16 protein-coding genes and 1 tRNA gene are annotated in these 20,548 nt (G+C 65.3%); 11 read left to right on the top strand and 6 right to left on the bottom strand.

All coding sequences use genetic code 11. The features are described 5' to 3' along the window. Positions 1-161 precede the first annotated feature (161 nt). Complete coding sequence (locus P5W98_RS17110) at positions 162-359, top strand: hypothetical protein (RefSeq protein ID WP_421073356.1); 198 nt, start codon at positions 162-164, stop codon at positions 357-359. A gap of 9 nt (positions 360-368) precedes the next feature. On the opposite strand, the gene P5W98_RS17105 is transcribed toward P5W98_RS17110, so the two are convergent. Beyond that, positions 369-1,382, bottom strand: a complete 1,014-nt coding sequence (locus P5W98_RS17105) for a glycosyltransferase family 2 protein (protein WP_421026830.1) — start codon at positions 1,380-1,382, stop codon at positions 369-371. 262 nt (positions 1,383-1,644) lie between these two features. On the opposite strand from P5W98_RS17105, the gene P5W98_RS17100 reads away from it, so the two are divergent. Continuing rightward, positions 1,645-2,865, top strand: coding sequence for a 4-hydroxybenzoate 3-monooxygenase (locus P5W98_RS17100; protein WP_421026831.1), 1,221 nt, complete (start codon positions 1,645-1,647; stop codon positions 2,863-2,865). 9 nt (positions 2,866-2,874) lie between these two features. On the opposite strand, the gene P5W98_RS17095 is transcribed toward P5W98_RS17100, so the two are convergent. The 3 genes from P5W98_RS17095 to P5W98_RS17085 form a co-directional block, all read right to left on the bottom strand. After that, a complete protein-coding gene (locus P5W98_RS17095; RefSeq protein WP_421026832.1) occupies positions 2,875-4,371 on the bottom strand; it encodes a DASS family sodium-coupled anion symporter in 1,497 nt (498 codons plus the stop codon). A gap of 186 nt (positions 4,372-4,557) precedes the next feature. Further along, positions 4,558-4,899: a DUF4148 domain-containing protein gene (locus tag P5W98_RS17090; RefSeq protein WP_421026833.1), complete on the bottom strand. Its 342-nt coding sequence runs from the start codon at positions 4,897-4,899 to the stop codon at positions 4,558-4,560. 212 nt (positions 4,900-5,111) lie between these two features. Next, positions 5,112-5,804 (bottom strand): DJ-1/PfpI family protein, encoded by a 693-nt coding sequence (locus P5W98_RS17085; RefSeq protein WP_421026834.1) that lies wholly within the window; start codon positions 5,802-5,804, stop codon positions 5,112-5,114. A 461-nt stretch (positions 5,805-6,265) separates the two neighbouring features. Here P5W98_RS17085 and P5W98_RS17080 point away from each other — a divergent pair, with 461 nt between their 5' ends. Both P5W98_RS17080 and P5W98_RS17075 read left to right on the top strand, forming a co-directional pair. Continuing rightward, complete coding sequence (locus P5W98_RS17080) at positions 6,266-6,712, top strand: HU family DNA-binding protein (RefSeq protein ID WP_035529715.1); 447 nt, start codon at positions 6,266-6,268, stop codon at positions 6,710-6,712. Between the two features lie 312 nt (positions 6,713-7,024). Next, entirely contained in the window at positions 7,025-7,873 is an 849-nt protein-coding gene (locus tag P5W98_RS17075; protein ID WP_434718529.1) for a LysR substrate-binding domain-containing protein, read from the top strand. A gap of 254 nt (positions 7,874-8,127) precedes the next feature. On the opposite strand, the gene P5W98_RS17070 is transcribed toward P5W98_RS17075, so the two are convergent. Then, positions 8,128-9,321, bottom strand: a complete 1,194-nt coding sequence (locus tag P5W98_RS17070) for a porin (protein ID WP_421026836.1) — start codon at positions 9,319-9,321, stop codon at positions 8,128-8,130. 366 nt (positions 9,322-9,687) lie between these two features. Then, positions 9,688-11,064 carry a YihY/virulence factor BrkB family protein gene (locus P5W98_RS17065; RefSeq protein ID WP_421026837.1) on the bottom strand — a complete coding sequence of 459 codons (1,377 nt, stop codon included), beginning with the start codon at positions 11,062-11,064 and terminating at the stop codon, positions 9,688-9,690. A gap of 221 nt (positions 11,065-11,285) precedes the next feature. On the opposite strand from P5W98_RS17065, the gene fdnG reads away from it, so the two are divergent. The 7 genes from fdnG (at position 11,286) to P5W98_RS17030 (ending at position 20,450) form a co-directional block, all read left to right on the top strand. Further along, on the top strand, positions 11,286-14,357 hold the full coding sequence (gene fdnG / locus P5W98_RS17060; RefSeq protein WP_421026838.1) for a formate dehydrogenase-N subunit alpha: 3,072 nt from the start codon (positions 11,286-11,288) through the stop codon (positions 14,355-14,357). Between the two features lie 9 nt (positions 14,358-14,366). Beyond that, entirely contained in the window at positions 14,367-15,296 is a 930-nt protein-coding gene (fdxH, locus tag P5W98_RS17055) for a formate dehydrogenase subunit beta (protein ID WP_421026839.1), read from the top strand. Continuing rightward, positions 15,289-15,915: a formate dehydrogenase subunit gamma gene (locus P5W98_RS17050; protein ID WP_421026840.1), complete on the top strand. Its 627-nt coding sequence runs from the start codon at positions 15,289-15,291 to the stop codon at positions 15,913-15,915. Before fdxH ends, P5W98_RS17050 begins: the two co-directional genes overlap by 8 nt. Before the next feature lie 81 nt (positions 15,916-15,996). After that, positions 15,997-16,938, top strand: coding sequence for a formate dehydrogenase accessory protein FdhE (gene fdhE / locus P5W98_RS17045; RefSeq protein WP_421026841.1), 942 nt, complete (start codon positions 15,997-15,999; stop codon positions 16,936-16,938). After that, a complete protein-coding gene (selA, locus tag P5W98_RS17040; RefSeq protein WP_421026842.1) occupies positions 16,935-18,392 on the top strand; it encodes an L-seryl-tRNA(Sec) selenium transferase in 1,458 nt (485 codons plus the stop codon). Before fdhE ends, selA begins: the two co-directional genes overlap by 4 nt. Further along, positions 18,389-20,311 (top strand): selenocysteine-specific translation elongation factor, encoded by a 1,923-nt coding sequence (gene selB, locus P5W98_RS17035; protein WP_421026843.1) that lies wholly within the window; start codon positions 18,389-18,391, stop codon positions 20,309-20,311. The genes selA and selB overlap by 4 nt, the downstream gene beginning before the upstream one ends. Positions 20,312-20,354: 43 nt before the next feature. Further along, positions 20,355-20,450 (top strand) — tRNA-Sec (locus P5W98_RS17030). Positions 20,451-20,548 lie beyond the last annotated feature (98 nt).

Genomic DNA, 20,548 nt, shown 5'->3' with positions numbered 1-20,548 from the left:
GGCGCAAATCGGATCAGTCGCGTGCTGCAAATCGTCGGCTCCCGGATGGGCTTCGTCAACTATGGAAGAAGGAGCAACTGACGGCCCAATACACGTCTATCAAGGCGGTGGCGCGTGCGCTGACCATCGATGGCAAATTGTCGTCGGCGCAAATTCAGCGCATGGGTCTCGGCGATAAATATGGCGCGCAGAACGGCATTCAGCTGAAGGAAGACGGGGGCATCGCGACGCGGCAGTTCGACACCGCGAGCGTGGCAAAAGACCTGCAAGGCTATCGCTACCACGGCTTGACCGGCAGGGAAAACGTCCGGATCATCGCGGGCCAGGTCGTGCCGATCATCGAGGACTATCGCGGCTAGCGCAGCGATTTACCAGGCCCGCTGGCCAGACTGATCGTATTTCTCCGCCATGGCCGGAATGCCGGCGCGCACGTGGCGCTCGGCGCGCCGCACCTGGCGCGTGAGCAGCACGACGTGCGCGGGCGCAACGCGGCGCCGCCGCAATGCCCAGAACGCGCCGCGCAGCAGCGCGAAGCCGGCCGGGCCGAGCGAGTGCTGGCGCGCGAACACGATGAGCGCGCGCCCGGTGGCGGCCAGCGCGTCGCGCAGCGGCAGACGCATCCATGCCACCCACGCCGAATTGCGCGCGAGCGTGCAGTGCTGCGCGCGCGTGAACCAGCGGCATAGCGGTTCGCGATGCGCGAGCGCCGCCTCGCAGTACACGATCGCGTGACCCGCGCTCAGCACGTCGAGCGCGGCCAGTTCTTCAGCGCCGCCATGCGAGAGCCGCTCTTCGTAGCCGCCGAGCGCGCGCATCACGCTCGTGCGGAAGATGCACGCCCCTGCCATGAAGCCCGCGAGCGCCGGGCCGGGCAGACCCTCGCCGCCAGGCGAGGTGGCGTTGAGCATGAGGCACGCCGGATGGATTTCGCGCTCATCCTCGCCGACCACCCGCGCATTGAGCACCGCCACGTTCGGATGGTCGTCGAGCCGCTGCACCGCCTGCGCGAGCGCGCCGGGCGCGAACCAGGTGCTGTCGTCGCAGCACGCCACATAGTCGGTGAGCGCGAGCGCGAAGGCGCGGTTGAAGCCCGCCATGCCATGATCGCCCAGCGTCTGGACGATGCGCACCTGCGGAAACAGCGAGGCGAGCAGGCTCACGGTGGAATCGCTGGAGCCGTTGTCGGCCACGATCACATGCGGGTGCTCGGGCAAGGCGGTGAGTCGCGCCACGGTGTCGACGATCTGGCGCACGTGATTGCGCGTGAGCACGATCACGGTGACGCGCGGGCCGGGGTGGGCAACGGCTCCGGCGCCTGTATCGGCTGCGGAGACGGGCTTGGGACCGGGTTCGGAACCAGCGGGTGGGGGGGAAGCATTCATCGCGTTTCGGGCGGCGGCGAGCCGGCGGCCAGAGTGCAGATTGCTCTGCGGGCATGTGTTTGAGCATACGCCGATGCCGCCACGCGTGCACACGCACGGCTAACCCTGAATGCCCTTACGCTGCGCTGCGGCACGTCTGCATGGCCGCCTGACCAATCGATACGCTATCCGTAATCGAGATAATTCATATTCACGATATCGCGTTGCGTGATATCGCTTGCAGCCGCCAAACTTGCGCAAAATCAACACACAGGAGACTTTCATGCGCACCCAGGTTGGCATCATCGGCGCGGGGCCCGCGGGCCTGCTGCTTTCCCAACTGCTTCATCTGCGTGGCATCGACTCGGTCGTGCTCGAAAGGCGCGGCCGCGATCAGATCGAATCGACGATCCGCGCCGGCGTGCTCGAACAAGGCACCATGGATACGCTCGTCGAGGCCGGCGTGGGCGCGCGCATGCAAGCCGAAGGCGCGCTGCATCACGGCTTCGAACTGGCGTTCGAAGGCAAGCGCCGCCGCATCGATCTCACGGCGCTCACCGGCAAGTCGATCACGGTCTACGCCCAGCACGAAGTGCTCAAGGACCTCGTCGGGGCGCGCATGGCCGCTGGCGGCAAGCTGTTCTTCAACGTCTCGAACACGTCGATTCACGGCATCGAAACGGCGTCGCCCTCGATCCGCTTCGAGCACGAAGGCGCGCAGCACACGCTGCATTGCGATTACGTGATCGGCTGCGACGGCTCGCAGGGCGTCTCGCGCGCGGCCATTCCAGCGGCATTGCGCAACGATTACGAGCGTGTGTTTCCGTTCGGCTGGTTCGGCATTCTCGTGGAGGCGCCGCCTTCGTCCGGCGAGCTGATCTACGCGCGCCACGAACGCGGCTTCGCGCTGGTCAGCACGCGTTCGCCGAACGTGCAGCGCATGTATTTCCAGTGCGATCCCAACGACGCTGTCGAAAACTGGTCCGACGATCGCATCTGGGCCGAGCTGCACGCGCGCGTCGATTCGGACGAAGGCCATCACGTGGTCGAGGGCAAGATTTTTCAGAAGAATATCGTCGGCATGCGTAGCTTCGTGTCGACCACGATGCAGCACGGACGCCTCTTTCTCGCGGGCGACGCGGCGCACATCGTGCCGCCCACTGGCGCGAAGGGCCTCAACCTGGCCGTCGCCGACGTGCGCGTGCTGACTGCCGCGCTCGTGGCGTTCTACAAGGAAGGCTGCACCGATCCGCTCGATGCGTATAGCGAGACCGCGCTGCGCCGCATCTGGCGCGCCGAGCACTTCTCGTACTGGATGACGCGCATGATGCACCGTCTCGACGATGCGTCGCCGTTCGAGCAGCGCCTCCAGGTGGCGGAGCTCGAGCACGTCACCACGTCGCGCGCCGCGGCGACCGCGATGGCGGAAAACTACGTGGGCGCGGTGGCGGTCCAGGGCCCGTTATTCGTGGAAGCAGGCCCCGGCGGTTTCAGCGCGACGTGATCGGCGCTATCAGATCCAGCCGAGCCAGCGCCACCACGTGGCGGCAAACAGCAGCAACAGCAGATAGCCCACCACGGTCAGCACGATGCCAACGCGGGCGAACTGCTTCGCGGTGAAAGTCTCGGTGGCGAGGCACACCATGTTTTGCGGCGCGTTGATCGGCAGGATGAAGCCGAAGCTCACGGTGTAGCCGAGCAGCATGGTCACGCCGAGCCGGTTGAAGTCGCCCGACATCGATTGCAGCACTGCGATGAGGATCGGCAGCATGGCCGAGGTGAGCGCGGTCGCGCTCGCAAAGCCGAGGTGAATCACCACGAGGAAGGCGGCGAGCACCGCGAAGGCCATGAACGGCCCGGCGCTGTCGAGGCCCGTGTGATGCGCGACGACGTCGCCGAGCCACTGGCCCGCCCTGGTGGCCAGCAGCGCCGTGCCGAGGCTGATGCCCACGCCGAACACGATCACCGTGCCCCAGGGAATGCGGCTTTGCACCGTCTTCCAGTCCATCACGCCAAAGCGCGGCAGCAACAGCAGCACGAGGCCCACATAGGTGACCGAGGTGGTGTCGAAGGGGTGCAGCTTGCCTTCGGTGGCCCAGAAGCACAGCAGGCCGATGGAGACGCCCAGCAGGCGTTTTTGCGGGCCGGTCATGGGGCCGAGCTCGCGCAGCGACTGTTCCACGGCCTCTTTGCCGCCCGCGATGGCGTCGGTCTCGGGCGGCAGCATCTTCAGCACGAGCACGAACAGGATGGCCGACATGACGATCGCCCAAGGCGCGCCCGCGATCAGCCAGTCGAGCCAGGTCACGCGCGCGCCGAGCATCTTGTCCATGAAGCCCACGGTGAGCAGGTTTTGCGCGGCGGCCGTCTGGATGCCGACGTTCCAGATGCTGGTGGCGTGTGCGACCACGATCATGACGCCCGCTGCGATGTTCGAGCGCTTGTCCACGCCGAACGCCGAGATCACGCCGACCATGATCGGCACCACACAGGCGCTGCGCGCCGTGGCGCTCGGCACGACGAGCGAGAGCACGATGGTCACCGCAATCGCGCCGATCAGGATGCGCCGCGTGGTGGTGCCGATAAGCGAGAGCGTGACGAGCGCGATGCGCTTGTCGAGCCCGGTGACGGTCATGGCCGCCGAAATGAAGAGCGCGCCCGCGACGAGCGCGAGTGCGGAATTCGAGAAACCCGCGAGCGCCATGCTGATGGCTTTCGAGGTGCCGAAGAGCTGCGAGGGGTCGTCGAGGGTGGGCGCGGTGCCGACGAGAAACGCCATCAGCGAGGTGATGATAATGGCGCTCGCTTCGTAGGAGACGGCTTCGGTGAGCCACACGACCACGGCGAAGGCGAGAATGGCGAGCATGCGCTGACCCGCTGCGGGCAGGCTCGCGGGCAACGGCAGCAGCAACACGGCGACGAGCGCGACGGCGCCCGCGATCAAGCCGATGGGCAAGCCTGGTTTCTTGGGTGCGAATGTCGTGCCCGCTTCCGGTTTCGGTACGTTCATGACGTGGATTCCATCTCGACCAGTGACGGGCGGGATCGTCCCATATCGGGTTATGGCGTGCGCCGAAGGTGCGCTGGAACGTGTGTTGGGAGCGAGGGACGAGAAGCGAGGGGAGCGGCGGACGATGGGAGGACCAGCTGCGCGCCGGTCCCCGCATGCGAGAAAAAAGACTGGAGAGGAAGCGGTTTACTGGCTCGCGCCTGCCGCCTTGGATGCCGCGGCTTTCTTCTGCGCGTTCTGGAGATTCGTCGGATAGTTCGGGTCGTTGTTGGCGGGCTTGTAGCCTGCGTCTTCGAGTTGCTTCAGTTCGGCGTTGTTCTTCTCGCGCGCTGCTTTGCGTTCGGCCTTGTGTTGCGCGCGTGCCTGTTTGCGTTTTTCGGCTTTGGTGAGCGGCTGCGAAGCCGGCGCGGCGCTTTGCGCGGTGGCTGCGGGTGCGCTGGCGTCCTGGGCGAAAGCGGGCGCCGTGACGCCCAGCAGGAATGCGGCGGCGGCCGCGGCGAGAGTCAGCTTGCTGGTGATGGACTGCATGAACACCCCTCCTGGTTGATTTTTACCGCTGGATTCAGGGTTTGTAATGCATGGATCGCGCGACGCAGCGCGGCGGATGCCGCGCCTTCATGGGCGGGCCGGTTTGAACGGCGGCCCCGGATTGAATGTATACGATCCTTGCAAACGAGGGTAGTAAATGCGCCCCTGGCTCACGCATCGCGCAACAGATCAGCGCGCCGACGCGGGTGTGCTCACGCGCTGGCGTCCCGAAGTTTTGCCGCCACGCGCTCGACGATGCGCGCGCGCTGCTCGAGCGTTGCCGCGCTTTGCGCGCGCACGCGTTCCACCACGACGCGCGGCGCGCTTTCCGGGCGGCCCGCATCGAATGGCGGCGCTGGCGCATATTCGAGTTCAAGCTGGAGCGCCTGCGCGGCTTTCTCGCCGACCAGTTCCGCCGCGAGCGTGAGCGCGAAATCGATGCCTGCCGTGATGCCGCCGCCGGTGATGAGGTTGCCGTCGCGCACCACGCGCTCTTTCACCGCGATCGCGCCGAACGGTTCGAGCAGCGAGTGAAAAGCCCAGTGCGTGGTGGCGCGGCGCTTGTGCAAGAGACCTGCGGCGCCGAGCACGAGCGAGCCGGTGCAGACCGATGTGACGTAGCGCGCCGTGCGCGCCTGGTGGCGCAGGAATGCGAGCGTGGCATCGTCTTCGAGCAGCGCGGCTACGCCGCTGCCGCCCGGTACGCAGATTACGTCGAGCGGCGGGCAGTCGTCGAAGACGGTGTCGGGCGTGAGCAGCATGCCGGTCGCCGACATCACCGGCTCGCGCGTTTTCCAGATGAGCCGAACCTGCGTGTCCGGCATCGATGCAAGTACGTCGTAGGGTCCGCAGAGGTCGAGTGGCTGTACCTTGGGGAATAGCAGAAAGCCGATCTTGAGCGCCATGGAGAATGCCTCGAAATGAAGGAGGAGTGAGACGCGCGCCGTGCCGGCGACGGTGCGTTCATCGTTACTCTACGCGCGCATACCCGTGCAGGAGCGCCAAAAAGCACGTAAAAGCTGCCAGCGGTGACGCTCGAATGCACGCGCTTGTCCGCTGCCATACTTTGTTTTGACGTGGCGCGAAGGGGGCGTTGTTGCCCAAAACCGCCATACGTGTGGCGTTTTCGCCGCATCGCGCACGTGTCGCGATGGCGCGGGCCGCGCGTGAGCGGGGCGAGCCGGTGCACGTTCACCCCTGTAAACAAGTATCGAAATGCATTCGGCAGTCAGCGTCGCGCAACAAATTTGCATCTACGATGCAAAAGAGTCACGCAAAACGCTTGCACGCTTGTAGAATCCGCCGTTGAAGCATCTGCATTCCGCTGTGCTTCGTCGATTCACTGACCAACACTGGTAGGAGAAACATGCCGACTTCCGCAAAGAAAGTGGCCAAAAAGGCAGCTGCCCCGGCCAAGAAGGTTGCCGCAAAGAAAGCGCCCGCCACCAAGACGGCCGCAGCAAAGAAGGTCGCCGTGAAGGCGTCCGGCGCACCGTCGCCGATCAAGGACACCTTCACGAAGGCCTCGCTGGCTGCTCACGTTGCTGAGCGTGCCGGCGTCGAGCCGAAGGCCACGAAGGCCGTGCTCGCTGCGCTGGAAGACACGATCCTGGGTTCGGTCCACAAGAAGGGCGCCGGCGAGTTCACGTTGTCGGGTCTTCTGAAGATCGTCGTTCAGGCCGTTCCGGCGAAGAAGAAGCGCTTTGGCAAGGACCCGTTCACGGGTGAAGAGCGCTGGTTCCCGGCCAAGCCGGCAACCGTGCGCATCAAGGCGCGCGCGCTGAAGAAGCTGAAGGACGCAGCAGCGGCCTAAACGCTTCATGCCGTGGCCTCGCTTTGGCGTTGGCTGCGGCACGCGTGAGTACCCAGAGAATCCCCGTTGGCATTTTGTGCCCACGGGGATTTTTATTTGCGTGCGGAAACGGCATCGCAGCACGCTGTGCACAAGGCATGTCCAGATGTTATATATGAGCGTCGAGCATGATGCTGCATAAAAAACGGGATTTGCAGCAGGCCAGATTCCGGTGAGTTATGCTTGAACGACCTTTCAAAGAAGATAGCATGCCTTGATGTTATGCCAGTTTCCGAACTCAGTATTCGCCAGGTTGAAGCGTTTCGCGCCTTGATGCAGTGGCGCACAGTCACGCGCGCGGCGCGCGCGCTGGGCGTTTCGCAGCCCGCGGTAAGCCGTCTTGTCGCCGACTTTGAGGCGAGCGTAGGCTTCGCGTTGTTCGAGCGTGCACGCGGGCGGCTTTTGCCGACGGGCGAGGCGCATGCGCTGCATGCGGAAGTCGAACGTGCGTTTAGCGGACTCGAGCGCGTCGTGCAGGCCGCCGCGCAAATCCGCGAGCAGCGTCGCGGCGTGTTGTGCGTGGCCGGCGCGCCTGAACTCGGCCCCGACTTTCTGCCGCGCGTGAGCGCGGCGTTCGCGCAGGAGCATGCGGGCGTGGAGGTGACGCTGCTCACGCTCGAACCCGCGCTCGCGCTCGAACGTGTGGCGGCGGAGCGCTGCGACCTGGCGCTCGTCGGCGAGGAAGCGGCGCCGCGCGCGGTGCGGCTGGAGCGTCTTGGGCAATGGCCGATGCGCTGCATCGTGCCGCGCGGCCATCGCCTCGCACGCAAGCGCGCGGTTGGCGCCGCCGATTGCGAAGGCGAGCGCTTCGTTTCTTATGCGGCGGGAACGCATGCGCGCCTGCGCATCGACCGCCTGTTCTCGGAGCACGGCGTGATGCGTCTGACTGGCGTGGAGGCGGATCTCGCGCAGGCGCTCGTGACGCTGGTGGAGGCGGGAATGGGCATCGCGCTCGTCGATCCGCTCACGGCGGCGGGGGCGAGCGCGCGCGTGGTGGTGAAGCGCTTCGTGCCGGAACTGGAGGCGCCGCTCAATGTGGCGCGATGCGCGCACCGGGACGCGGCGCCGCTGGCGCAGGCGTTCTTGCGTCACGCGCGGGCGGCGCTTGCAAGGTTGCGCTGAGGGTGCTCCAAGGGAGCACTAACGTGCAATGAGGCTGCGCTGGCGGTGTGTTGATGGTGGTGTTGGTGGCGCGCCGCGAGAACCGCGCGTTGCGCGCGGCCGGATTTTCGGGCGCGTCGATCTTTCGTAGCAAAACGCGCCGCCAATGAAAAAGCCAGCCTTGGCTTGCGCCGAAGGCTGGCTTGTGTAGCGTGCAGCTTTTAGCTGCTGCATGGTCTCTTCGCCTGGCCGGGCCGAAGCCCGGCTCATGCCGATCAGAACTTGTGGCGGATGCCCAGGCTGACGATTTCTTGCGAGCTCGAAGCCGAATTGTAGCCGTACGAGCCGATCGAAGCGCCGGCCGTCTGGGTCGTCGTCGCGTTGACGCGCTGCGTGCCGTTGGCGTGCTGGTAAGCCGCCACTGCGTACAGGTCTGTGCGCTTCGACAGGTTGTAGTCTGCGCCGAGCGAAACCTGGTTGTACGAAGCCGACGTGTCGCCTGCACCGTGCGTGTAGACGTAGCCCAGGCCGAGCAGCAGAGCCGGGTTCACCTGGTAGCCAAGGTAGCCGCCAGCAACGTTGAAGCGCTCGGTCGACTGGAACGCCGAGTAGCCGTCCGGCTTGATCTGGACGTTGGCGTAACGTGCGCCGAACGTGAACGGACCTGCGACGTATTGGGCAGCGACCGAAGCATTGCCAACCGACTTCGCCGAAGCGTAAGCCTGCTGGATCTGGGTGCCGTCCTGGAAGAAGTTGTCCGACGTTGCGTTCGCTGCCCAGCCGCCGTTTGCGAGGCGGGCGGCCGGCGACGACGAGTTGTCCTGACGGAAGTAGCCGCCGGCAATGTTGAAGCCACCGATGCCGTACGTAGCAGCTGCGCCCCAGCTCTGGCCCGAGCCGGTCGAACCTGCAACGCCGCCCAGTGCGTACATGCCTTCGAACTGGAAGCCAGCGAACACCGGCGACACGTACTTGATGGCGCTATTCGTGCGCGAGCTGTTGTCGTTGTTGTCGACGTCACCCGGCGTAGCGAACGTGCTGCCGAAGTAGTTGTCGGCGGTCAGCGGCTGAACCATGTCAACCAGCGGGTCGTACTGGCGACCCAGCGTGACCGTACCGAATTGCTCGCTCGTCAGACCAACGTATGCCTGGCGACCGAACAGCAGGTTGTTGCCGTTGTAGTTACCCATCTTGCCGTTGTTGACGTTGAAGCCGTTTTCCAATTGGAAAATCGCCTTCAGGCCGCCACCGAGGTCTTCCGCGCCCTTCAGGCCGAAGCGGTCGCCCGACAGGTTGCCAGCGTACAGACCGACCAGGTTCTTGTTCTGGCCTTCAGCATTCTTCGTGTTGCCAACCCACTGGATCGATTCGTCGATCACGCCGTACAGGGTCACGCTGCTCTGCGCATGTGCTGCGCCCGAGACGGCCAGGACGGCCAGCGAGAGGGTCGAGAGGGCGATTCGTTTCATCCGGTTTTCTCCACGCAGATATTTAGTTGTTGCTTGAATTGATTCATGCCATTGCGGAACGGAGAATAACGCAGGGGCCTAATTCTCCAGAACTGAAAAAAAATGACTGTCGCAAAAAGCTGACACATCCGGAGAACGCGTTGTAATACCGGCTCTAACGGATTCTTCCGGATGCGGAACGAAGCGAATGCCGGTGCGGCGCTATTACCGGTTCCGAAACGGGTCGCAAATCGTGCAACCGCGGGCGAGGCATATAAGGGTAAATACCGAGCAACTGGAAGCGGGGACGGGTTGCTCCGTATTTCGAATCTGGCTGTACCGGCGCGAGCCGCCGGTTGCCGGGCCGGGGGCCGACGAGAGGCGGCGTTAATCGCCCGGGTGGGGCGAGTCCTGCCCGACGGTCGAGCGGCGGCGGCCCGCTGCCGCCGTCACGGCAAGCGCGGCGCTCGCGACGAGCGCCACCGAACGCCAGGGGTGGCGCTGGACATAGCGGTTGGTGGCGGCCACCGTGCGGCCCGCGCGCACGAGGGTGCGGGCGGCGGCCTCGGTGGCGCTTTTTTCCATGTTGACTACTGAACGGCGGATCTGCAGGCTGCCGGCGCTGTGCCGGGCGAACGCGCCGCCTTCGGCGCGCACCTGGCCGATCACTTGCAGCGGTGCATCGGCGGCCCTCGCGCCATGGACGTCCCCCCCGGCGGCATCCCGGCCGGCATGCGAGCCGGCTACGGGAGCCGTGTTTCCGATCGGAACCGCATGGACCGGCCGGCTGGCCGCGACGGTTTCGCGCATGGGGGCGATCGTGGAAGCAGCGAGCACGGAGGCGAGCTTGGCGCGGCTGCCGGGCGGCGTTTGCGCAAGGAAACCCCACGCGCCGCGTGGATCGTGCAGGCGTGCGCGGGCCGCCGAGAATTCGGCGCCGAGCAGCAAAACGGCAGCCGAGAAGTACAGCCACATCAGCAGCACGGCCAGCGAGCCCGCCGCGCCGAACGCCGTGGCCATGCCCGCATGCGCCAGATAGAGCGCGAAAAGTTTCTTGCCTACCGAAAACAGCGCTGCCGCCACCATGCCGCCCACCAGGGCATCGCGCCAGCGCACCACGGCGTCGGGCAGGAAGCGCAGCAGCGCGGCGAATGCAAAGGCGAGCACGAGCAGCCCGACTGTCAGCTGCAGCAGGTTTCCGATGATCACAAAAGGGGTTTCGCCCCAGAGCCAGCGGCCGACGAAGGTGATGACCGTATCCAGCACGACGGAGACGAACAGCAGGATGGCGACGCCGAGCACGAGGCCGAACGAGATCAGCCGCAGGCGCACGAGTGCGAGCACTGAGGAGGTGCGCGGGCCGATTGGCGGCCAGACTATATTGAGTGCCGAGTTGAGCGACGCAAAGGTTGCGGACGCCCCGACCGCGAGCATCGCGAGCGAAATCATGGCGGCGATGCTGCCGGTGCCGCCCGCACGGTGCGCGTTCTCGACGATGGTGGTGACGCCCGCGGCGGCATCGTTGCCGAGCACGTTGTGGACCTGGCGGTACAGCTCGCCGCGTGCGGCGTCGGCGCCGAAGAACCAGCCTGCCACCGCGATCACCATGACGAGCGTGGGCGCGAGCGAGAACGCCGAATAGAAGGCGATGCTCGCGGCCAGCGATGGGCAGCGGTCGGCGATGAATTGCCGGCACGCGCTCGCGACCCAGGAGGCTTCCTTGCGCGCGGCGGAGCCGAGTCGCTCCGATGGGAGAGTTGCCATATTGAACGTCCTGGATTCCGGCAAGGGTGGATTCATGTTGCCGGCATTGTGCCCGGCGCGGGGGGGAATGGCCGCGCCGGGCCTCATACGAATACGTCGGGCCTTGCGGAAATATAGCAAGCCTGGTTCCTGGATAGCGCGCCCGGACACGGCACAGGATCTATCTTTCGAAACGTCTTATACTGAAAAAACCCACAATCCCAAAGCCGAGGACGCACACCATGCTGCAAATGTCCCGGCGCCAGTTCCTCAAGGTCACGGCAACGTCGCTGGCGGGTTCCAGCCTCGCATTGATGGGTTTCGCGCCCGACAATGCGCTTGCCGAAGTTCGACAATACAAACTGGCGCGCACCACTGAAACCCGCAACACCTGCCCGTATTGCTCGGTGGGCTGCGGGATCCTCATGTACGGTCTCGGCGATGGTGCGAAGAATGCCACCGCGAGCATCATCCATATCGAGGGCGATCCCGATCACCCGGTCAATCGCGGCACGCTGTGCCCGAAGGGCGCGAGCCTGATCGACTTCATTCACAGCCCGAACCGGCTCCAGTACCCCGAGTATCGGGCGGCGGGCTCGAACGAGTGGAAGCGCATTTCGTGGGACGAGGCGCTCGACCGCATCGCGAAGCTGCTCAAGGAAGACCGCGACGCGAACTTCGTCGAGAAAACCGCGGACGGCAAGACCGTCAACCGCTGGCTGACCACCGGCATGCTGGCCGCCTCGGCGGGCAGCAACGAAGTCGGCTATCTCACGCATAAAGTGGCCCGCTCGATGGGCCTGCTCGCATTTGACAACCAGGCGCGTGTCTGACACGGCCCGACGGTGGCAGGTCTTGCCCCGACGTTTGGCCGTGGTGCGATGACGAACCATTGGGTCGACATTCGCAATGCGGACGTGATTCTGGTGATGGGCGGCAATGCGGCCGAGGCGCATCCGTGCGGCTTCAAGTGGGTCACGGAGGCCAAGGCGCATCGCAAGGCGCGGCTCATCGTGGTGGACCCGCGCTTCACGCGCACGGCTTCGGTCGCCGATTATTACGCGCCGATTCGCACCGGCACGGACATCGCGTTCCTTGGCGGCGTGATCAACTGGCTGCTCGCGAACGACAAGATCCAGCACGAGTACGTGAAGAACTACACGGACTTCACCTTCCTCGTGCGTGAGGATTTCGCGTTCAACGACGGCATTTACTCGGGTTACGATGCGCAAAAGCACGCGTACCCCGACAAGTCGTCGTGGAACTACGAGATCGGCGAAGATGGCTTCGTGAATACCGACGCCACGCTGCAGAATCCGCGCTGCGTCTATCAGTTGCTCAAGCAGCATTACTCGCGCTACACGCCCGAGATGGTGGAGAAGGTCTGCGGCACGCCGAAGGAGAAATTCCTCAAGGTATGCGAAATGTTGGCGACCACGGCCGAGCCGGGGCGTGCGGGCACCATCATGTATGCGCTCGGCTGGACGCATCACTCGATCGGCTCGCAGATGATCCGCACGGGCGCGATGGTTCAGTTGCTGCTCGGCAACATCGGCATCGCGGGCGGCGGCATGAACGCGCTGCGTGGCCACTCGAACATCCAGGGGCTCACCGACCTCGGGCTGATGTCGAATCTGCTCACGGGCTACATGACCCTGCCCAACGAGGCCGAACAGAGCTACGACGACTACATCAAGAAGCGCGCGCTGCAACCGCTGCGGCCGAACCAGCTTAGCTACTGGCAGCGCTATAACGCCTTTTTCGTGAGCTTCATGAAGTCGTGGTGGGGCGACGCGGCCACGAAGGAAAACAACTGGGGCTACGATTGGCTGCCGAAGCTCGACAAGCCCTATGACCTGATGCAGACCATCGAGCTGATGAACCAGGGCAAGGTCAACGGCTATATCTGCCAGGGATTCAACGTGATCGCGTCCGCGCCGAACAAGGCGAAAACGCTGGCCGCGCTCGGCAAGCTGAAGTGGCTCGTGATCATGGACCCGCTCGCCACCGAGACTTCGGAGTTCTGGAAGAAAGTAGGCGATTACAACAATGTCGATAGCGGCTCGATCCAGACCGAGGTGTTCCGCCTGCCCACGACCTGTTTCGCTGAAGAAAACGGCTCGCTCGTGAGTTCGAGCCGGGTGCTGCAATGGCACTGGAAGGGTGCGGAGCCGCCGGCCGAGGCGAAGAGCGATCTCGAGATCATGTCGGGACTGTTTCTGCGCATTCGCGCGGCGTACCAGAAGGACGGCGGCAAGCTGCCCGACCCGATCGTGAAGCTCGACTGGCCATATGCGGATCCGGCGAGCCCCACGCCCGAGGAGCTCGCGAAGGAATACAACGGCCGCGCGCTCGCCGACCAGACCGACCCGAAGGATGCTACCAAGGTGCTCGTGAAGAAGGGCGAGCAGCTTTCGGGCTTCGCGCAGCTCAAGGACGACGGTACCACGGCAAGCGGCTGCTGGATCTTCTGCGGGGCGTGGACCCAGGCGGGGAACCAGATGGGCCGGCGCGACAACGCCGATCCCACCGGCATCGGCCAGACGCTCAACTGGGCCTGGGCGTGGCCGGCGAACCGCCGCGTGCTGTACAACCGGGCCTCGTGCGATACGTCCGGCAAGCCGTTCGATCCCACCCGCAAGCTGATCGGCTGGAACGGCAGCGCATGGACCGGCGCGGACGTGCCCGACTACAAAATCGATGAGTCGCCCGATCTCGGCATGGGGCCGTTCATCATGAACCCCGAAGGCGTCGCGCGTTTCTTCGCGCGCGACGGCCTGAACGAAGGGCCATTTCCCGAGCACTACGAACCCTTCGAGAACCCGCTCGGCTATAACCCGTTCCACCCGAACAACGCGCAGGCTACGAGCAACCCGGCAGCGCGCGTGTTCCCGGACGACCGCAAGACGTTCTCGACGGCGCAATCGTTCCCGCACGTTGCCACCACGTACCGGCTCACCGAGCATTTCCACTTCTGGACCAAGCATGCGCGGCTGAACGCCATCATTCAGCCGCAGCAGTTCGTCGAGATCGGCGAGGAACTGGCGAAGGAGGTGGGCGTAGTCGACGGCGCTCGCGTGAAGGTGTCGAGCAATCGCGGCTACCTGATTGCCGTGGCGGTGGTCACCAAGCGCATCAAGGCACTCACCATCGACGGCAGGAAGGTGCATCACGTAGGCGTGCCGCTGCACTGGGGCTTCACGGGGCTGACCAAACCCGGCTATCTGACGAATACGCTCACGCCGCCCGTCGGCGACGGCAATTCGCAGACGCCCGAGTTCAAGTCGTTCCTCGTGAAAGTGGAAAAGGCATAGGGGGACGACATGGCATTGCAATCGCTCGATATCAAGCGCCAGTCGGCCACCACCACGCCGCCGCCCGGCGTGCGCGAGCCGTCCACGGGCGCGGTCGCGAAACTCATCGACGTCACCAAGTGCATTGGCTGCAAGGCGTGTCAGACCGCGTGCATGGAATGGAACGATCTGCGCGACGAGGTGGGCATCAACGCGGGCGTCTACGACAACCCGCGCGATCTCACCGAGCACTCGTGGACCGTGATGCGCTATACGGAATACGAGAACCCGAACGGCAACCTCGAATGGCTGATCCGCAAGGACGGCTGCATGCATTGCGAGGATCCGGGCTGCCTCAAGGCATGCCCATCGCCGGGCGCGATCGTGCAGTATACGAACGGCATCGTGGATTTTCACGAGGAAAACTGCATCGGCTGCGGCTATTGCATCACGGGCTGCCCGTTCAATATTCCGCGCCTGTCGAAGCAGGATCATCGCGTCTATAAATGCACGCTGTGCTCCGATCGCGTGGCCGTGGGGCAGGAACCCGCCTGCGTGAAGACCTGCCCGACCGGTGCGATCGTGTTCGGCACCAAGGAAGACATGAAGCAGCACGCGGCGGAGCGCATCGTCGACCTCAAGGAGCGCGGCTTCGACAAGGCCGGGCTCTACGATCCGCCGGGCGTGGGCGGCACGCACGTAATGTACGTGCTGCATCACGCGGACCAGCCCTCGCTGTATCACGGCTTGCCCGACAACCCGCGCATCAGCCCGCTCGTGCGGCTGTGGAAGGGTGTGGCCAAGCCGCTCGCGCTCGCGGGCATCGCGCTCGCGGCGGTGGCGGGCTTCTTCCACTACACGCGGGTGGGGCCGAACGATGTGAATGCCGAGGACGAGCAGGCCGCGCGCGACGAGGCGCGGCGCATGCGTGGCGAACCCGAGGAGCGCGGCGATGAATAACGATGAACCGCAACTGATTCAGCGCTATACGGCCAACGAGCGCACCAACCACTGGATCACCGCGATCACTTTCGTGCTGCTCGCACTTTCGGGTCTCGCGATGTTTCATCCGGCGATGTTCTGGCTTTCCGCGTTGTTCGGCGGCGGGCAATGGACGCGCATTTTGCATCCGTTCATCGGCGTGGTGATGTTCATCTCGTTCATGCTGCTTGCGTTGCGCTTCTGGCATCACAACTATCTGGATGCGAATGACCGGCAATGGCTCAGGCAGATGGGCGATGTGCTGAACAACCGCGAAGACAAGCTGCCCGAAGTCGGCCGCTACAATGCGGGACAGAAGCTGCTATTCTTCGTGATGGTGGTTTGTCTCGTGCTGCTGCTCGTGAGCGGCATCGTGATCTGGCGGCGCTACTTCTCGCTGTACTTTCCCGTCACGCTGATCCGCTGGGCCGCGGTCGTTCATGCGGGCGCGGCGTTCGCGCTGATCGTGGGCATCGTCGTGCACATTTATGCGGCGCTGTGGGTTAAAGGTTCGATTCGCGCCATGACGCGCGGGTACGTGACCTGGGGCTGGGCGAGAAAGCATCATCCGCGCTGGTTCCGCGAGAACATCAAGTAGCAGGCGCGCGGTCCTGCACAAGCCGCCCGCCCGCGAGGGCGCGGCGGCTTTTTGTTATGGAGAGAAGGGAGACGATTCGTCGTGACGCAACCCACGCAGCGCATTCTCGATCCCGAGCAGATTCAGGCGCAGGATCCCTCCGCGATTCCGCGCATCCGCCTGCCCGAGCGCGCAACGCATTTCAGCGAGCGCGCCGCGCGGCTGCGCAAGCTGGCAGAGCGCAATCCCATCGGCGGCTATGTGCGTCTCATGGCGGTGCTCGTCGATGCGCAGCAGCAGGCGCTCGCGCATCTCGAAGCGCAAATGCCGCCGCACGAAGCGCTCGCCCATGCGCAGCGCCATTCGATGCCGATCCTGCCCGCGCTCGGTACTGAACGCGACCCGCAATGGCGCGCGGTGCTGCGCCGCCTGGCGGATCGCGTGGAAGCGGCAGGCGTGGTTACACCCGCGCTCGCGAAGGTGCTGGACACGCTGCGTGCGATGAGCGACGCCGAACTCGACGCGCAAGCCGACGCCTTGCTCGGGCAGCGCCATGCGGAAGTGGCACCGGCCACGGCGCCGTTCGTCATGGCCGCGCTGCAAGTGGTTTGGACCGACCTCGCTAGCCGCCTGCGCGTGCAAGAGGTGCCTTACGTGGATGCGCCAGGCGTGTGCCCCGTATGCGGCGTGCAACCGGTTGCGAGCATCGTGCGCGTGGGCGGCGCATTCCAGGGCTATCGCTACGTGCAATGCAGCTTGTGCGGCACCGAGAATCACGTCGTGCGCGTGAAGTGCACGAACTGCGATTCGACGAAAGGCATTGCGTATCACGGCATCGAAGGGGGCAATCCGGCCTTGAAAGCGGAGTCGTGCGACGAATGCCATACCTATCGCAAGATCGGCTATCAGGAGAAGGACCTCGAGTTCGAGCCGCTCGCCGACGATCTCGCGAGTCTCACGCTCGATTTGCTGATGAGCGAAGCGGGCTACCGGCGGGCGAGTGCGAACCCGCTGCTCTATCCCGAAGCGCCGGCCGAGCAATGATGGGGGCGAGCGAGAAGGTCGATAAAAGCGCGCTGAATGCATTGCTTGCGCAAATGCCGGCGGTGGAGCGCGTGATTGCCGCGCCGCACGCGCAGGCGCTGATCACGCAGCATGGACGCACCCAGGTGCTCGCGGCCATCCGCGCGACGCTGGACGGCTGGCGGCGCGAGGCGCAGGCCGGCACGCTCGTGATCGAGGCGGACTCGCAGGCGCCGTTTTCCATCGAGCGCCTGCTTGCCGATGCGCAGCGCACGCTCGCGGCGCGAGCCCAAAACAACCTGCGCACGGTATTCAATCTGACCGGCACGGTGTTGCACACGAATCTGGGCCGCGCGCTGCTGCCCGACGTTGCCGTGCGCGCCGTCGTGCAAGCGCTCACGCAGCCCGCGAACCTCGAATTCGATCTGGCCACCGGCAAGCGCGGCGACCGCGACGACCTGATCGACGAACTCATCTGCGAATTGACTGGCGCCGAAGCGGCGACCGTCGTGAACAACAACGCGGCGGCGGTGCTGCTCGCGCTTTCCGCGCTGGCCGCACGCAAGGAAGTGATCGTCTCGCGCGGCGAACTCGTGGAGATTGGCGGCGCGTTTCGCATTCCCGACATCATGAGCCGCGCGGGCGCGCGGCTGCGCGAGGTGGGCACGACCAATCGCACGCACCTGAAGGATTACGAGGCCGCTATCGGCGCGCGCACTGCGCTGCTGATGAAGGTCCATTGCAGCAACTATGCGATCAGCGGCTTTACGAAGAGCGTCGAGCTGGACGAACTCGCGCCGCTCGCTCAGCGCCATGGTTTGCCCGTTGCCGTGGATCTCGGCAGCGGCACGCTCGCCGATCTCACGCAATGGGGCCTGCCGGCCGAGCCGACTGTGCGCGCCACCGTCGAAGCGGGCGCCGACCTCGTCACCTTCAGCGGCGACAAGCTGCTGGGCGGCCCGCAGGCCGGGTTGATCGTCGGGCGCAGGGAGTTGATCGCAAAGATCAAGAAGCATCCGCTCAAGCGCGCGCTGCGCGTGGGCAAGCTCACGCTCGCGGCGCTCGAGCCCGTGCTGAAGCTTTACCAGGCGCCCGAATTCCTGCGCGAGCGCCTGACGACGCTGCGGCTGCTCACGCGTCCCGCGAGCGAGATGCACGAAGCGGCCACGCGTGCGCTGCCGGCACTGCAGCGGGCGCTCGGCGATGGCTATGCGGTGAGCGTCGAGCCGATGCTGAGCCAGATCGGCAGCGGCGCGTTGCCGGTCGATGTGCTGCCGGGCTACGGTCTGGTCGCGCGCCACAGCGGCAAGGGCGGCGGCGGCCGTGCCTTGCTCAAACTGGAGCGCGCGCTGCGCGGCTTGCCGCGTCCCGTGATTGGCCGCATTGCCGACGACGCGCTGCGGCTCGATCTGCGCTGCCTCGAACACGCGGACGAAGCCGCTTTCGTCGCGCAACTCGCGGAGCTGCGCCTGTGATCGTCGGCACGGCAGGGCATATCGATCACGGCAAGACCACGCTCGTGCGCGCGCTCACCGGCGTGGACACCGACCGGCTCAAGGAAGAAAAAGCGCGCGGTATTTCGATCGAGCTCGGCTATGCCTATACGCCGCTCGCGAACGGCGAGGTGCTCGGTTTCATCGACGTGCCGGGGCACGAAAAACTCGTGCACACCATGGCGGCCGGCGCATGCGGCATCGACTTCGCGCTGCTGGTGATTGCCGCCGACGACGGCGTGATGCCGCAAACGCGCGAGCATCTCGCGATCCTGCAATTGCTTGGCGTCAGGCACGGTGCGATCGCGCTGACCAAAACGGATCGCGTGGACCCGGCGCGCCTTGCCGAGGTGCGCGCGGACATTGCCGCGTGGCTCGCGCCAACCGCGCTGGCGGGCGCGCCGTGCTTCGAAACGCAGGCGACCCGGGCGGGCGACCCGGGCGTCGCGCAACTCGACGCCTGGTTGCGCGAGCGCGCCACGCACTGGCGCGCTCGCCGCGACGACGGTCTGTTCCGTCTTGCCGTGGATCGCGTCTTTACCTTGACGGGGCAGGGCACGGTCGTGACCGGCACGGTGTTCGCGGGGCGCGTGCGCACGGGCGAGCATGTGCTGCTTGCGCCAGCGGGCGCACCGGTGCGGGTGCGCAGCATCCATGCGCAAAATCACGCGGCGCAGGCGGGGCAAGCGGGAGAACGGTGTGCGCTCAACCTTCATGGCGTGGAGCGGGAGCAGATCGCGCGCGGGGACTGGATCGTCGATGCACGGCTCACGCAGCCCGCGACGCGCCTCGACGTCGACCTGCAATTGCTCGACGACGCGGACATCAGGCTTGAACATTGGTCGCCGCTGCATGTGCATCTGGGCACGATGCACCGCGTGGCGAATATTGCCTTGCTCGAAGGCGATGTGCTCGCGGCGGGGGAGCAAGCCCGCGTGCAACTGGTTTTCGATGCGCCGCTGCACGCGATGCCCGGCGACCGCTTCATCGTGCGCAACGCGCAGGCGAGCCGCACCGTGGGCGGCGGGCGCGTGCTCGACCCATTCGGGCCTGCGCGGCGCAGGCGCACGCCGGAGCGCCGTGCGTGGCTCGACGCGCTATGCGCATGGCTGGATGAAGGCCGCATTGACGCGCTGATCGAACAGGCGCCATACGGGCTCGCACGTGCGACGCTCACGCAATTGACCGGATTCGACGCGGACACGCTTGCACTGCCCGACGACGCGGTCGTGATCGCTTCGCAAGGGCGGACCGCAGAATCCGTCGTGCTCGCGCGCGCGCACTGGACACGCCTCGCTGCGCGCATTGTCGAGGTGCTGGGCGAATTCCATGCGCGCATACCCGATGAGCAGGGACCGGACGCTGCGCGGCTGCGGCGCATGGTGGCGCCGCTTGCAAGCGAGGAGATCTGGCGCGCGGCCGTGGACGCGCTCATCGATGCGGGACGTATCGCGCGCAGCGGGCCGTGGCTGCATCTGCCTTCGCATGCGGTTTCGCTCGATGCCGGTGAGGAAGCGCTCGCCGCGCGACTCATGCCGTTGCTCGCACAAGGAGAATACGACCCGCCATGGGTGCGCGACCTCGCACGCGAAGTACGGGAATCCGAGGAAAAAGTGCGCGCGCTGCTGCGCAAACTGGCGCGGCTTGGCAAGCTGTATCAGGTCATGCGCGATCTGTTCTACGATCGCGACGTGATTCACGAGCTTGCGCGTCTGGTGGCGCAATTGGCCGAAACGCCGCAATCGCAAGGCGTGAGCGCGGCGGCGTTTCGCGATGCTACGGGACTCGGCCGCAAGCGCGCGATCCAGATTCTGGAGTTCTTCGATCGCGTTGGATATACTCGGTTTCAACGCGATTTACATGTGTTGAGGCCCGATAGCCGCATGCGTGATTGGGTTTGATGCGCGGTTCGCGTTTGTTGCGTGTTCATCGTCGTTTTGCAACGGAAGGCAATCGTATCGGGTGGTGCGGCTGGGCTTCAAACCCAGTTGGGGACGTCAGCCGTTCCCGGGACAGTTCGACTCTGTCTGCCTTCCGCCAAGGATTAGAGGTTCACGGCTGGTGGCGATACTACTCGTACGGACAGGGAACGCCGAGGTAGTTAGCGCCGATCGAACTTGCTCCTTACTAGCCCCTCT

The organism is Paraburkholderia sp. A1BS-2L, assembly GCF_051125205.1.
Taxonomy (GTDB): Bacteria; Pseudomonadota; Gammaproteobacteria; order Burkholderiales; family Burkholderiaceae; genus Paraburkholderia.
This window is presented reverse-complemented; position numbering and strand designations above follow the sequence as displayed.